This is a genomic window from Corynebacterium sp. 74A (assembly GCF_008930665.1).
GTDB classification, from domain to species: Bacteria; Actinomycetota; Actinomycetes; order Mycobacteriales; family Mycobacteriaceae; genus Corynebacterium; species Corynebacterium megadyptis.
In genome coordinates this window covers 150,874-165,103 of sequence record NZ_PQMG01000001.1, presented here as the reverse complement: position 1 = coordinate 165,103, position 14,230 = coordinate 150,874, and the positions used below count along the sequence as shown (strand labels likewise).

Below are 14,230 nucleotides of genomic sequence, written 5' to 3'. Positions count from 1 at the left end.
GCCGAGGCGGCTGAGAGCCGCAGCGAGAAGGCGTCGACAAGCGCCGTGCATAAGGATGCAGAACGGCCGCTGGAGTCGAAGCCTGTGCTCATCACCGGTATGTCCGGTGCGGGGCTGAATACCGCGGCCCGCGTGCTGGAAGACCTGGGCTACCACGTGGCGCAGAATCTGCCGGCAGCGATGGTGCTGGAGTTTGTGGACCTCTGCCTGCGCGAGGGCTCGCCGGTGTCGAAGTTCGCGGTGGTCACTGATGTGCGCTCCCGCGAGTTCAAAGGCAGCCTCGATCAAACCATCGCGGAGCTGAACGAGCGCGGCAATAATCCCACCGTCTTGTTCATGGAATCCCGCGATGATGTGCTCATTCGCCGCTTCGACTCGGTGCGCCGCACCCACCCCTTGCAAGGCTCCGGGACGCTACAAACCGGCATCGAACGCGAGCGCGAGATGCTCTCGGCGGTGAAAGAACAAGCCGATGTGGTCATTGACACCTCTGAGATGTCCGTGCACGATCTGCGCCGCTCCATCGAATCGAGCTTCGCCACACTGGAACGCCGCCGCCAGCACGTGACCGTGCAATCCTTCGGCTTCAAACATGGCGCGCCCGCTGATGCCGATATCGTGCTGGATGTGCGCTTTTTGCCCAACCCCTATTGGGTGCCGGAGCTGCGGCCCTTCCGCGGCACCGACCAGGCCGTGTCCGACTATGTGCTCTCCCAGCCCGGTGCGGAGGAGTTCATCACCGCCTTTTTGGCTATGCTCACTCCGATGACCACCGGCTATCGCCGCGAGGGAAAGAACTTCATCTCGGTGGCGGTGGGCTGTACCGGCGGGCACCACCGCAGCGTGGCAGTGGCCGAGGAATTGGCGCGCCGCATCCGGAACAACTTCAGCGATGTGGACGTGTCTGTCGCGCACCGTCACTTCAGCCGCAACTAACGTCGACTCGCTCGCTGTCCTTATACGTCTCTCGTCGTTGCAGAAACGAGTTATACACCAACTATGTCTTCCCAACCTGCTGTGATTACCAGCCTTGGCGGGGGCCACGGCCTCTTCCAGACCCTTCGTGCTGCCCGGCTGTTAGCCACCGACTCCGTCAACGCCGTGGTCACCGTGGCCGATGACGGGGGCTCCTCGGGACGCATCCGCAAGGAGCTCAAACAAGTACCGCCCGGGGATCTCCGCATGGCGCTGGCGGCGCTATCGGCCCGCACCGAGCACGGACAGCTCTGGGAGGAGCTGCTGCAGCACCGCTTCGGCGGCAATGGCGCCCTCGCCGGCCACGCCGTGGGCAACCTGCTGCTGGCAGGGCTCGGGGAGATCCTCGACTCGCCGGTGGCTGCCTTGGACACGGTGGCGCAGCTCGTGGGCTGCTCGGGGCGGGTGCTGCCCATGGTGGAAGAACCCCTCGATATCGAAGCCGACGTGGCGGGTCTGGACGATGATCCGCGGATCATGCACCCCGTGCGCGGCCAAGTGGCTGTGGCCACCACCCCCGGCACGGTGCGGCGGGTGCGGGTGATCCCGGAGGCCCCGCAGGTTAGCGAGCACGCCCGCGAGGCCATTCTGGGCGCCGATATCGTCACCCTAGGCCCGGGCTCGTGGTTTTCCAGCGTGATTCCGCACCTGCTGGTGCCCGGAATCGTGGACGCCATCGCGGAGACGAAGGCGCAACGCATAGTGGTGCTCAACCTGACCTCCGAGCCGGGCGAAACGGCTGGTTTCTCCATCGAGCGCCACATCCACATGCTCTCCCAACACGCGCCGCGGCTGCAGGTGGATCGCATCATCATCGACGCCGATACCCCCTTCACCCACAACGAGAAAAACTATCTCATCCGAGCCGCGCAGAAGCTCTCCGCGGAGATCGACTTTGCCCCCGTGCGTGGCCGCGACGAGGCCGGCAGGTACCTTGATACCCACGATCCGCAGCGCCTCGCCACGGCTCTCGAGCACGCCTACGCCCAGCGCTAGACGCACCACCACCGCATAGAACACAGGGAGGACCATGGCCTCGCTCACCGCGCGAGTCAAAGAAGAACTCGCCGTTGCCCGTTGTACCCGGCCCCAGGCCCGCGCGGCGGAACTGGCCGCTCTCATCCGCTACGGCGGCGAGATCAGCATCGCCCAAGGCCAGCCGGTCATCGACATCGAGGTAGATACCGAGGCCATCGCGACCCGCGCCGAGACCTTCTTCCGCGAGCTTTTCGACGCCACCCCGAGCATCACCACCCCCGGTCCTAGCTCGACCTCGCGGGATGGCCGCTATGTGCTGCACCTCGACGATGGCACCACTGATATCATTCGCCGGCTGGGGTTGGTGACCCGCTCGGGGCATCTCGTGGTGGGGCTGCCGCCGCATATCGTCTCGGGCACCGTAGTGGAGATCGAGGCAGCACTGCGCGGAGCGTTCCTGGCCTCTGGGCAGCTGGCCGATCCTGCGCGCTCGACCGCGCTCGAGATTGCCGCACCCTGCACCCTGGCGGCCTCCGCGCTGGTGGGTGGGGCGCGACGGCTGAACGTCAACGCCAAGGCCAAAGAAACCCGCGGGGTAGTGAAGGTGGTGGTCAAAGACGGCACCGATATCGGGGTGCTGCTCGCCCGTCTCGGCGCCCATCTCACGCGACTGCAGTGGGATGAAGAGCGTATCAAGCGCGAAGACCAGGCGTCGGCCAATCGTCTCGCCAACTTCGACGATGCCAACCTTCGTCGTTCGGTGCGGGCAGCGGTGGCCGCAGCAGCCAAGGTGGAGCGGGCCATGGAGATCCTCGGCGACGATGTGCCCGAGCATCTCGTCGAGGCCGGCACACTACGCATCAAGCATCGTCAGGAATCCCTCGAGGAACTGGGGCGCCTCGCTGATCCGCCTATGACCAAGGACGCGGTGGCCGGGCGTATACGCCGGCTGCTGACGATGGCCGATAAAAAGGCCGCCGAGATCGGGGTGCCGCCGACCAGCGAGGCAGTGGTCGAAGAGAACCTCGAGGATATCTAACACCCTCCTGTGGCGGGTGGTGGTGTTGCTGTGACTGCTGGGGCGCTTTGCCCGTGCCATCCATCCACCGCCACAGTAACTGTGAGTAATCCCACTATCCTCTCGCGAAGGTGGAGGCAGGCGTAGCAATCGCCCCCGCCGCGCGGGAGGATTTTCACATTCGGGGGTGATGAGGGGCGCATGCGGTGGGAAATCGGGCGTCGGGAGATGACAATCGCATAAACGGGCAGAGAAACCTTTTTGTTTTATTGGTTTTCGGGAGCGGATGCGGGCATGAATGGGCGTCGATAAGCGAAAAGTGGGGATCCGCCACTGCATAAACGTCGCTACGTCGGTAGAGTAAGTAAGCGACACCGGATGAGCCGACCGGCCCGCTGGCAAAGGTGAGTGTGGGAATCCACAACCGCCCCAGTGAGTAGGGGATTAGCCCCTGTGGGGTGGCTTCATTCGGAGACAACATCCCCAATCTTCAAGGAGATCTTTCGTGACCATTCGTGTTGGTATCAATGGCTTCGGCCGCATTGGCCGTAACTTCTTCCGCGCTATTCAGTCGCGCGGCGCCGACATTGAGGTCGTCGCTTTCAACGACCTCACCGACAATAAGACTCTCTCCACTCTGCTGAAGTATGACTCCATCCTTGGCCGTCTGGGCAAGGAGGTGTCCTACGACGATGAGTCCATCACCGTTGATGGCCACCGCATGGTTGTGACCGCAGAGCGCGACCCGAAGAACCTGAAGTGGGGCGAGCTCGGCGTGGACATCGTTATCGAGTCCACCGGTTTCTTCACCGACGCTAACGCTGCCAAGGCTCACATCGAGGCTGGCGCCAAGAAGGTCATCATCTCCGCTCCGGCGAAGAACGAAGATGCTACCTTCGTCGTGGGCGTGAACCACACCGACTACGACCCGGAGAACCACCACGTCATCTCCAACGCTTCCTGCACCACCAACTGCCTCGCCCCGATGGCAAAGGTGCTGGACGAGAAGTTCGGTATCGAGCGCGGCCTCATGACCACCGTGCACGCTTACACCGGTGACCAGCGCCTGCACGACGCTCCCCACAAGGATCTGCGTCGCGCCCGTGCTGCCGCTCAGAACATCGTCCCCACCTCCACCGGTGCCGCCAAGGCTGTGGCCCTGGTTCTTCCGGAGCTCAAGGGCAAGCTGGACGGCTACGCACTGCGCGTGCCCGTGATCACCGGCTCCGCCACCGACCTCACCTTCACCGCTAAGAGCGAGGTCTCCGTCGAGGCCGTCAACGCTGCCATGAAGGAAGCTGCCGAGGGCGAGCTCAAGGGCATCCTGGCTTACTCCGACGATGAGCCGCTGGTGTCCACCGACATCGTTACCGACGCTCACGCCTCCATCTTCGACTCCGGTCTGACCAAGGTCATCGGCGACCAGGTCAAGGTTGTCTCCTGGTACGACAACGAGTGGGGTTACTCCAACCAGCTCGTCTCCCTGACCGAGTACGTTGGTGAGCGCCTCTAAGAGCCTCGGCTCTCTCTACGCCTTCGCTGCCTCCCCGTCGTGAGACGCGGCTCGGCGTAGACCCTACCTCGCGGCCCCGGGGTGTGCCTCGCGGCACACCACCGACGGGCCGCGTTTGGTTTCACTAGGCTTGACTAGCGAATAAGTGAATATCCACGGCACCATCTCGCAGCCGCGCGCTGGGGGAGTGCCGCCCCAAGAGACACACTGTGTTGACACATTTTTAAGGAGCTCAGCCGAGATGGCTTTGAAGAACATTCAGGATTTGATCAATGACGGCGTGGACGGCCGCTACGTCCTCGTTCGCTCGGACTTTAACGTGCCGCTGAACGAGAACCAGGAGATCACCGATCCGGGCCGCATCAAGGCCTCCCTGCCCACCCTCAAGGCCCTCACCGAGGCCGGCGCGAAGGTCGTCGTTATGGCCCACCTCGGCCGTCCCAAGGGCGAGGTCAACCCGAAGTTCTCTCTCAAGCCCGTCGCCGAGGCCCTGAGCGAGGAACTGGGCCAGTACGTGGCTCTGGCCGGCGACGTTGTGGGCGAGGATGCCCACGAGCGCGCTAATGGCCTGAACGAGGGCGATGTGCTGCTGCTGGAGAACGTGCGCTTCGACCCGCGCGAGACCTCCAAGGACGAGGCCGAGCGCGGCGAATTCGCCGACCAGCTCGTGGCTCTGGTCCCGGATGGCGCTTTCGTCTCCGATGGCTTCGGTGTGGTCCACCGCGCCCAGACCTCCGTTTATGATGTGGCCAAGCGTCTGCCGCACTACGCCGGCTCCCTGGTGGAGAAGGAAGTATCCGTGCTCCAGGGCGTTGCCGAGGATCCCGCCCACCCATACATGGTGGTGCTCGGTGGTTCGAAGGTCTCCGATAAGCTCGGCGTGATCGAGGCACTGTCCTCCAAGGCGGACAAGCTGATCATCGGTGGCGGCATGTGCTACACCTTCCTCGCCGCACAGGGCCACAACGTCCAGCAGTCCCTGCTCCAGGAAGAAATGATCGACACCTGCAAGGAGCTGCTGGAGAAGTACGGCGATAAGATCGTGCTCCCCGTGGACCTCATTGCCGCCTCCGAGTTCAACAAGGACGCCGAGAGCAAGGTTGTGGATCTCGACTCCATCCCCGAAGGCTGGATGAGCCTGGACATCGGACCGGAGAGCGTCAAGCACTTCGCCGAGGTCATCGAGTCCTCCAAGACCGTGTTCTGGAACGGCCCCATGGGCGTGTTCGAGTTCGAGGCCTTCTCCGCCGGCACCAAGGGTGTTGCCCAGGCCATCATCAACGCCACCCAAAACAACGACAGCTTCACCGTTGTCGGCGGCGGCGACTCCGCAGCCTCCGTCCGCGTGCTTGGCCTGGATGAGGACGGCTTCTCCCACATCTCCACCGGCGGCGGCGCCTCCCTCGAGTTCCTCGAGGGCAAGGAACTGCCCGGCGTGGCTGTGCTCGCCTAAAACCCACCACTATCACCCGCCTCAGATCCGCGGCACGCGACCGTGCTCCGCACCGACCTGAGGCGGCAGGGGGGCATTCCCCCGATACCCATTACCTTTTGAGAGGAAAACGAACACTTTATGGCTACCCGCACCCCGCTCATCGCCGGCAACTGGAAGATGAACATCAACCACCTCGAGGCCACCGCCGTCGTACAGAAGCTCGCCTTCGCCCTGCCGAAGGAGTACTACGAGACTGTCGACGTCGCCCTCACCGTTCCCTTCACCGACCTGCGTAGCGTGCAGACCCTCATCGAGGGCGATAAGCTGCAGATCAGCTACGGTGCCCAGGACGTCTCCCAGCACGACTCCGGCGCCTACACCGGCGAGGTCTCTGGCAGCATGCTCGCCAAGCTGGGCTGCTCCTGGGCCGTAGTGGGCCACTCCGAGCGTCGCGAGTACCACCACGAGACCGACGAGATCGTCGCCGCCAAGGCGAAGGCCGCTCTGAAGAACGGCATCAGCCCCATTGTGTGCGTCGGCGAGCAGCTCGAGGTCCGCGAGTCCGGCGAGCACGTCTCCTTCGTGGTCGAGCAAACCAAGGCCTCCCTGGCTGGTCTGGACAAGGATGAGCTTTCCAAGACCGTCATCGCTTATGAGCCCGTCTGGGCCATCGGCACCGGCAAGGTTGCCTCCCCGGCCGACGCCCAGGAAGTCTGCGCCGCCATTCGCTCCGCCGTCGCCGAGCTGGCTGATGAGGACATCGCCGCCGGTATTCGTATCCTCTACGGAGGTTCCGTGAAGGTGGATTCCATCGCCGAGATCGTCTCCCAGGCCGATGTGGACGGCGGCCTCGTCGGTGGCGCCTCCTTGGACGGCGAAGAGTTCGCCAAGCTGGCCGCTAACGCCGCTCAGGCCGTGTCCTAAGAGCCCACGCGGCACACACCTTGCGCCGTCTACCAGCCGTAGGCGGCGTTGGTGTATGCTTAGGGATCGTTCATCGGGCGGTGCGCCACCGGCGTCGGCTGCCCACGTCTTAACTGCCTAATCCAGAGGAGACACATGGTTCTCGCACTCCAAATTGTGCTGGTTGTTTCCGCACTTCTGATGACCCTGTTCATTCTTTTGCACAAGGGCAAGGGTGGCGGACTGTCCAGCCTTTTCGGTGGCGGCATGCAGTCGAATCTTTCCGGTTCGACCGTCGTTGAAAAGAACCTCGACCGTCTCACCATCCTCACCGCCTTGGTGTGGATCGGCTGCATTGTCGGTCTGAACCTGCTGCAGGCCTACGCCTCCTAGCTAGCGCCAGCCCGCGCGCACGACGTGCGGGAGAGAAAAGGCCGCGCCACCTGTTATCGGTGGCGCGGCCTTTCTGCTGTTGTGATGTAGCCCGCGGAGCTCGGGCCATTAGCGGCTAGAGCCGTGGCTTGGTCGCTATACCTCGCTCTGGCTCAGGGCATCGGTAGACACATACAGGGCTGTTTCTACCTTGCCGCGCGCCCCGCAGGCCGGCCATTCGGCAGGATCGCCGCCGTGCACCACATGAGAGACCGCCTCGGCCTTTTCCTCCCCAGACACCAAGAGCCACACATAGCGGCAGGACTGTACCCGCGGCAGAGTAAGGGTGACGCGCTCGGCGGGCGGCTTCGGGGAATCCCTCACGGCCATAACCGTGCCCTCGCTGGCGAGAGTCGCGGCGGCATGCGGGAAGAGGGAGTTGATGTGCCCCTCATGTCCCATGCCCAGCAGGTGGAGATCGATCAGCTCCGGCAGCGTCGCTGCGTAGTCACGGGAAGCATCCTCCAAGCTGTTCTCACCCAATCCATAGCCGTGAATGTGCGCTTCGGGGATGTCCACATGATCTAATAGCGCCGCGCGGGCCTGGCCTTCATTGGACTCCGGATCATCGACCGGTACCGCGCGCTCATCGCCGAAATACACGTGCACCTTCTGCCAGTCCACGCTGCACTCACGCAAGGCCGCGAGGGTGCCGATACCCACCGAGCCGCCGGTGAGCACCACATGCGCCTCGCCGCGTTCCGCGATGGCCTCGGCGATGATATCGGCGATGTCGCGGGCCGCGCCCGCGCACACGGCCTCTTTGCTGTCGAATTCACGGATGGCCACAATAGATTCCATGGTGCGTACTCCTTGCGAAAGGTAGGGGTTAGTCCGCGGCGGTTGTGCTCGCCCCGGCGGTAGCCGCCGGCTCATCGGCGGGGTGGACCCGCGAGATTCCGCGTAGCGCCTGACCATAGGCGCGATCGGGGTCGAGGTGACGCAGCTCCTCGGCGAGACAATCCGCGATACTGCGCCGCGACGCCGCTACCAAGGCATCGGTCGAGCCGGGCACCGAGACACGCATGGTGCGCCGATCCACGGCCTCGACCACGACCGGCTCGGCATCCTTGCGGTGCAATACCAGCGTGAACACCGGCGAGGCGAGGCGGGCAAAGGCCACGGAGTGGCGCGCCACAGTGAGCCCCAAACGATCAGCCAGCCAACCCCCAGCGAGCTCCACGGAGGGGGACTCCTGCGGGCCGGTGATCTCCACGCCTACGATTTCGTGATGCGGCGGGCGATCCAGTGCCGAGGCCACCACACCGCGCCAGGTAGTCAGCCGCGACCACGCCAGATCGGAATCGCCGGGGGCATAGTTGCTGCGGCGGACGCAAATGGCGTCCTCGCGGGGATCAAAGAAGGAATCGGTGATGCGCCGCTGCGCGATCTTGCCGATAGGGTCCTCGGCGGGAATCTCCGGCGCCCGGGAGGGCCACCAGGCCACGATCGGGGTGTCCGGCAGCAACAGGGGAGTGACCAGGGAATCGATATGCGAGGCCAATTCGCCGCGCACCCGCATGACCACGATCTCGGAGGCGCCGGCGTCGCCACCAATGCGGATTTCCGCGTTGAGGTTGTCCTCGCCCTCGGTGGGCTCGGGCAGCACCATGAGTACGCGGGCGGGGTGCTCGCGGGTGGCGTCGGTAGCCAATTCGATGAGTTCTGTGGTGTTGTCCTCGGTGGAGGCCACAATGATGAGAGTGAGTACACGGCCGGTCATCACCTGGGAGCCGGTGTCGCGGATGCTGACAAGCGCCTTAGAGATATCCCTAGACGTTGTGGAGGGCAGAGAAAAGATCACGGGAGACTTGTCTTTCCTTCGTTGGGGGCAGCGGACGATAAAGGGCGGGCCGTCATAGCTCGCGGTGGTCGCATTAGGGGCGACGCCAATGGCGTCCGTCGCGTTCCATCATAGTGTCGGCGGATTCTGGGCCCCACGTGCCGGCGCGATAGTCATCGGGCTGGCCGCGCTGCGCCCAGAACTCCAGAATGGGATCAAGGATGGTCCAGCTCAACTCCACCTCTTCATTGGTGGGGAAGAGGCTGGCCTCGTCGAGAAGCGCATCGAGGATGAGACGCTCATAGGCCTCCGGTGATTCCTCGGTGAAGGCTTCGCGATAGGAGAAGTCCATGTTCACGTCGCGGACCTCCATGGTGGAGCCGGGCACCTTGGAGCCGAAGCGCATCAGGACGCCCTCGTCCGGCTGCACGCGAATCACCACGGCATTGGGGCCCAGGGTGCCCATGGTGGAATCCCCGAAGGGATTATGGGGCACATTCTTCAATACCACCGCGATCTCGGTGACACGACGGCCGAGCCTTTTGCCCGTGCGCAGGTAGAAAGGCACCCCTGCCCAGCGGCGGTTTTCGATCTCGAGGGTGCAGGCGGCGAAGGTTTCGGTATTCGAGTCAGGATCAAAACCGTCCTCATCGCGCAACCCAATGACCTTCTTCGAGCCCTGCCAGCCGGCGGTGTACTGTCCGCGGGCGGTGGTCTTGCCGAGCGGATAGACCGGCTTTGTCGCCCGCAGCACCTTTACCTTCTCCGCCTGGAGCTCATCGGGGGAGATGGTGCGTGGCTCATCCATCGCTACCAGCGCCAGCAACTGCAGCAGGTGGTTTTGGATCACATCGCGGGCCGCACCAATGCCGTCATAATAGCCAGCGCGCCCTCCGAGGCCGATATCCTCGGCCATGGTGATCTGCACGTGATCAATAAACTGCGCATTCCAGAAAGGCTCGAAGAGCTGATTGGCAAAGCGCAACGCCATGATGTTTTGCACAGTCTCTTTGCCGAGATAGTGATCGATACGGAAGACGGCATTCTCGGGGAAGACCGAGTTCACGATCTCATTGAGTTCCTTAGCCGACTCCAGATCGTGGCCGAAGGGCTTTTCAATAATTACCCGGCGCCAGGATTCACCCTCGTCCTCGGCGAGACCGGATCGATCCAGCTGATGGCACACGTCGGTAAAGTGTGCCGGCGGAACCGAGAGATAAAAGGCCCAGTTACCGGCGGTGCCACGGGAAGAATCAATGGCGTCGAGCGTGTCGCGCAGCTTATCGAAGTCTTCGTCCACGTTGAGGTTGCCGGTGACAAACTCCATGCCTTCGGCGAGCCGCTCCCACACGTTCTCGCGGAAGGAGGTGCGGGCGCCGTCCTTCACGGCGGTGCGGACATAGTCCTCGAAGTCCTTTTTATCCCACTCGCGACGTCCATAACCGACCAAGCTAAAACCAGCCGGCAGCAGCCCGCGATGGGCGAGATCATACACCGCTGGCAGCAGCTTCTTGCGCGCCAGATCGCCCGTGACGCCAAAAATCACCATGCCGGAGGGGCCGGCGATACGCGGTAGGCGCTTATCGTGCGGGTCCCGCAAGGGGTTCGACGGCGGCTGATAGTCCATGTCAGTCCTCTTCTGATGTGTGGATCGTTCCTGCGTTCTCACTACCCCAAATCTAGCGCGCACGCTGCAGCATTGACGACGCCGCCTCCTCGGGGTGCGAAAGCGAGCCGCTTCATTCTAGGCTGCAGGGCCATACAGCCGGAAACACCGCCTAGAGGGCAGATATTCCACTAGGCGGTGCAGGCTCGGCCGCTAGATGCGGGCGTCGATCTTTTCCAGCAGGTCATTCCAGCTGTCGACGAACTTCTCCACACCTTCGCGCTCGAGGGTGTCAAAGACATCCTCGAAGTCCACGCCGAGCGCATCGAGCTGGCTGAACAGCTCGTCCGACTCTGCGGAGTGCCCAGTGAGGGTCTCGCCCTTGGCGCTGGCCGCAAGGGTCGCGTCGATCGTCGCCTCGGGCATGGTGTTTACCGTGTGCGGGCCCACCAGCTCGGTGACGTAGAGATCCGCGGGGTAGTCCGGGTTCTTTACCCCAGTAGAGGCCCACAGCGGGCGCTGCACATGGGTGCCGGCAGGCAGATCAGCGGCGGCGAAGAGTTCTTGGAACACGTCATAGGCGCGGCGAGCATTGGCCACACCCGCCTTGCCGCGCAGTGCCAGCGCGTCCTCGGAGCCGATCTTTTCCAGTCGGGCATCCACCTCGGTGTCGAGGCGGGAAACGAAGAAGGAGGCCACCGAGTGAATAGTGGAGACATCGTGGCCGTTCTCGGCAGCGCGCTGAATGCCCTCGATATAGGCGGCAACAACCTCTCGGTAGCGGGCCACGGAGAAGATGAGGGTGACATTGACGCTAATGCCCTCGGCCAGCGCATCGCTGATCGCCGGCAGAGACTCCTCGGTGGCGGGGATCTTGATCATCAGGTTCGGACGGTCCACCCGCTGCCACAGGTTGCGGGCCTGCACCAGCGTGGCCTCCCGCTCAGCAGAGATGCGGGGATCAACCTCGATGGATACCCGTCCATCGACGCCCTTGGTCTGCTCGTAGACCTCGGCGAAGGCATCGCAGGCGCGACGCACATCGTCGATCGCCATGGCGTAGACGGCCTCATCCGCGCCCAAGCGGGAGCTAGCGAGCTCCTTGAGCTGCTCATCATAGGCGTTGCCGGTGGTCATGGCCTTGGCAAAGATTGCCGGATTGGTGGTGACACCCTTAATGGAGGTGGATTCGATCATCTCGGCGAGGTTGCCGGAGTCGAGGCGATCGCGTGAGAGATCATCGAGCCATGTCGAGGTTCCGAGCTCATAGATGTCATCGATAGTGCTCATAAACTGCACACTCTCCTTGAGAGCTAGTGGGGTAGTGGATGCCCACCACCATAACCCCGGTCGCGGCGGACCGGTGGTGGGTATGGCGATGGGCAGAGGATGGTTAAGAGGATCGTTAGCGCGAAAGGCTCTTCTTGGCGGCGGCCACCACGGCGTCGGTGGTGATACCGAACTCCTCGAAAAGCTTCTCATAGGGGGCAGAGGCACCGAAGTGTTCCAGAGACACGGCCTCGCCCTGGCTGCCCAGCCACTGGTACCAGGGCATAGCCACACCGGCTTCCACGGACACGCGGGCGGTCACTGCGGGCGGCAGCACTTCGTCGATATAGTCTTGATCCTGCTCGGCGAACCAATCCATGCAGGGCATGGAGACCACGCGGGTGGCGGTGCCCTCGGCCTCTAGGCGCTGCGCGGCCTCCACAGCCAGGTGCACCTCGGAGCCGGTAGCCATGAGGATCACGTCGGGGGTCTCAGCGGACTCTCGCACCAGCACATAGCCGCCGCGGGCCACACCCTCGACAGCCTTGTCCTTCGTTCCCTCCAGCACGGGGATGTTCTGGCGGGTCAGCGCCAAGCCCTTCGGGCCCTTGCGGTACTCCAGTGCCGCCTTCCACGCAGCGGCAGTCTCATTCGCATCCGCCGGGCGCAGCATGGACATGTTCGGGATGGCGCGCAGCGAGGCCAGCTGCTCCACCGGCTGGTGGGTAGGACCGTCCTCGCCCAAGCCGATCGAATCGTGGGTCCACACATAGAAGGCATCGGTACCCATGAGGGCGGCGAGACGCACAGCCGGACGCATGTAGTCGGAGAAGATGAGGAAGGTTCCGCCGTAGGGGCGGGTGCCGCCATGCAGCGCGATACCGTTCATGATCGAACCCATAGCGTGCTCACGGATACCGAAATGCATATTGCGGCCATAAGGGCTGGTGGTCCACGTATCGGTGGTGATCTCCGTCGGGCCGAAGGAATCGGCGCCCTTGATCACGGTGTTATTGGAACCAGCCAAGTCGGCGGAGCCGCCCCAAAGCTCGGGCAGGGTGGCGCCTAGGGCCTGCAGCACAGCCTCGGAGGCCTTACGGGTGGCAACACCCTTCGCATCGGCATCCCAGGTGGGCAGCTCATCGGCGTAGCCCTCGGGCAGGGTGTAGGCCCTGAGGCGATCGAAGAGGGCGCGGTTCTCGGGATTGGCCTCGGACCAGGCATCGAACTTCTCGGTCCACGCCGCCACCTTCTCCTTGCCGCGCTCCACGGCCTCGCGGGTGTGTGCGATCACGGCGTCGTCGACGGCGAAGTGTGCCTCGGGGTCGAAGTCGAGCTCGCGCTTAATGGCGGCCACTTCTTCCTCGCCGAGGGCAGCGCCGTGGGAGGCGCCGGTGTTCATGGCGTTCGGGGCGGGGTAGGCGATCACCGAGCGCATCCGGATAAAGGTCGGGCGCGAGGTCTCGGCCTTGGCCTGGGCGATTGCCTCTTCGATGGCGGCCACATCTTCACCGGTGACCTCGAGCACCTGCCAGCCGTAGGCCTCATAGCGCTGGGCGACGTCCTCGGTGAAGGCGATGGTGGTGTCGTCCTCGATGGAGATGCCGTTATCGTCCCAGAACACGATGAGGTTACCCAGCTTTTGGGTGCCGGCCAGGGAGCACGCCTCGGCGGTCACGCCCTCCTGCACATCGCCATCGGAGGCGATGACATAGATGAAGTGATCGAAGGGGGACTCGCCGGGGGCGGCTTCGGGGTCGAAGAGACCACGCTCACGGCGGGCGGCCATGGCCATACCCACAGAAGAAGCGAGGCCCTGGCCCAGCGGGCCGGTGGTGATTTCCACACCATCGGTGTGGCCGTACTCGGGGTGTCCCGGGGTGAGCGATCCCCAAGTGCGCAGCGCCTTGAGATCGTCCAGCTCGAGGCCGAAGCCCGCGAGATAGAGCTGGATGTACTGGGTCAGCGAGGAGTGGCCGCAGGAGAGCACGAAGCGGTCACGGCCAGCCCACGTGGGATCGTGCGGCGCGACGTTCATGACGCGGTGGTACAGGGTATAAGCCAGCGGGGCCAGGCTCATGGCGGTGCCGGGGTGGCCGGAGCCGCAGTTCTGGACGGCGTCGGCGGCGAGGACGCGCGCGGTATCCACGGCGCGAGTGTCCAACTCAGTCCACGTCTCCGGGTAGTTCCGGGTGGTGAATTCCTTCAGCTCAGGGGAAAGGGCCACTGCTTCAATCATCCTTCTTATCAGTGCTGGTCGTATGTTCGCGTCCACCGAAACTGTGAGGCCCACCCGCGTTGAGGTGGGGCAGGGGCGG

Annotated in this window: 12 protein-coding genes; 7 read left to right on the top strand and 5 right to left on the bottom strand. The window is 63.8% G+C overall.

The features are described 5' to 3' along the window. Nucleotides 1–69 precede the first annotated feature (69 nt). The 7 genes from rapZ (at nt 70) to secG (ending at nt 7,215) form a co-directional block, all read left to right on the top strand. A complete protein-coding gene (gene rapZ, locus GBB11_RS00720) occupies nt 70–936 on the top strand; it encodes an RNase adapter RapZ (RefSeq protein ID WP_192796099.1) in 867 nt (288 codons plus the stop codon). Nucleotides 937–999: 63 nt separating this feature from the next. After that, complete coding sequence (gene yvcK, locus GBB11_RS00715; protein ID WP_151548621.1) at nt 1,000–1,971, top strand: uridine diphosphate-N-acetylglucosamine-binding protein YvcK; 972 nt, start codon at nt 1,000–1,002, stop codon at nt 1,969–1,971. Nucleotides 1,972–2,005: 34 nt separating this feature from the next. Continuing rightward, a complete protein-coding gene (whiA, locus tag GBB11_RS00710; protein WP_151548620.1) occupies nt 2,006–2,992 on the top strand; it encodes a DNA-binding protein WhiA in 987 nt (328 codons plus the stop codon). A 484-nt stretch (nt 2,993–3,476) separates the two neighbouring features. Continuing rightward, nucleotides 3,477–4,484, top strand: a complete 1,008-nt coding sequence (gene gap / locus GBB11_RS00705; protein ID WP_151528728.1) for a type I glyceraldehyde-3-phosphate dehydrogenase — start codon at nt 3,477–3,479, stop codon at nt 4,482–4,484. A 241-nt stretch (nt 4,485–4,725) separates the two neighbouring features. Further along, entirely contained in the window at nt 4,726–5,937 is a 1,212-nt protein-coding gene (gene pgk / locus GBB11_RS00700) for a phosphoglycerate kinase (protein WP_151548619.1), read from the top strand. 120 nt (nt 5,938–6,057) lie between these two features. Continuing rightward, nucleotides 6,058–6,843 carry a triose-phosphate isomerase gene (gene tpiA, locus GBB11_RS00695; RefSeq protein ID WP_151548618.1) on the top strand — a complete coding sequence of 262 codons (786 nt, stop codon included), beginning with the start codon at nt 6,058–6,060 and terminating at the stop codon, nt 6,841–6,843. Nucleotides 6,844–6,978: 135 nt separating this feature from the next. Continuing rightward, the gene (gene secG, locus GBB11_RS00690) at nt 6,979–7,215 is read left to right on the top strand and encodes a preprotein translocase subunit SecG (protein ID WP_018019764.1); all 237 of its coding nucleotides are present in this window, start codon (nt 6,979–6,981) and stop codon (nt 7,213–7,215) included. Between the two features lie 135 nt (nt 7,216–7,350). Here the strand turns inward: secG and pgl are convergent, their stop codons facing one another. From pgl to tkt, 5 genes are all read right to left on the bottom strand, one after another. Next, nucleotides 7,351–8,055: a 6-phosphogluconolactonase gene (gene pgl / locus GBB11_RS00685; RefSeq protein WP_151548617.1), complete on the bottom strand. Its 705-nt coding sequence runs from the start codon at nt 8,053–8,055 to the stop codon at nt 7,351–7,353. A gap of 28 nt (nt 8,056–8,083) precedes the next feature. Continuing rightward, nucleotides 8,084–9,058 (bottom strand): glucose-6-phosphate dehydrogenase assembly protein OpcA, encoded by a 975-nt coding sequence (locus tag GBB11_RS00680; RefSeq protein ID WP_151548616.1) that lies wholly within the window; start codon nt 9,056–9,058, stop codon nt 8,084–8,086. Nucleotides 9,059–9,131: 73 nt separating this feature from the next. Then, complete coding sequence (gene zwf, locus GBB11_RS00675; protein ID WP_151548615.1) at nt 9,132–10,664, bottom strand: glucose-6-phosphate dehydrogenase; 1,533 nt, start codon at nt 10,662–10,664, stop codon at nt 9,132–9,134. A 192-nt stretch (nt 10,665–10,856) separates the two neighbouring features. Next, nucleotides 10,857–11,933 carry a transaldolase gene (gene tal, locus GBB11_RS00670; RefSeq protein WP_151548614.1) on the bottom strand — a complete coding sequence of 359 codons (1,077 nt, stop codon included), beginning with the start codon at nt 11,931–11,933 and terminating at the stop codon, nt 10,857–10,859. Nucleotides 11,934–12,048: 115 nt separating this feature from the next. After that, nucleotides 12,049–14,139 (bottom strand): transketolase, encoded by a 2,091-nt coding sequence (tkt, locus tag GBB11_RS00665; protein WP_192796335.1) that lies wholly within the window; start codon nt 14,137–14,139, stop codon nt 12,049–12,051. Between the last annotated feature and the right edge of the window lie 91 nt (nt 14,140–14,230).

Coding starts and splice junctions, on each gene's coding strand:
- yvcK (WP_151548621.1), top strand. CDS start 1,000: ATGTCTTCCCAACCTGCTGTGATTACCAGCCTTGGCGGGGGCCACGGC.
- whiA (WP_151548620.1), top strand. CDS start 2,006: ATGGCCTCGCTCACCGCGCGAGTCAAAGAAGAACTCGCCGTTGCCCGT.
- pgk (WP_151548619.1), top strand. CDS start 4,726: ATGGCTTTGAAGAACATTCAGGATTTGATCAATGACGGCGTGGACGGC.
- tpiA (WP_151548618.1), top strand. CDS start 6,058: ATGGCTACCCGCACCCCGCTCATCGCCGGCAACTGGAAGATGAACATC.
- secG (WP_018019764.1), top strand. CDS start 6,979: ATGGTTCTCGCACTCCAAATTGTGCTGGTTGTTTCCGCACTTCTGATG.
- pgl (WP_151548617.1), bottom strand. CDS start 8,055: ATGGAATCTATTGTGGCCATCCGTGAATTCGACAGCAAAGAGGCCGTG.
- zwf (WP_151548615.1), bottom strand. CDS start 10,664: ATGGACTATCAGCCGCCGTCGAACCCCTTGCGGGACCCGCACGATAAG.
- tal (WP_151548614.1), bottom strand. CDS start 11,933: ATGAGCACTATCGATGACATCTATGAGCTCGGAACCTCGACATGGCTC.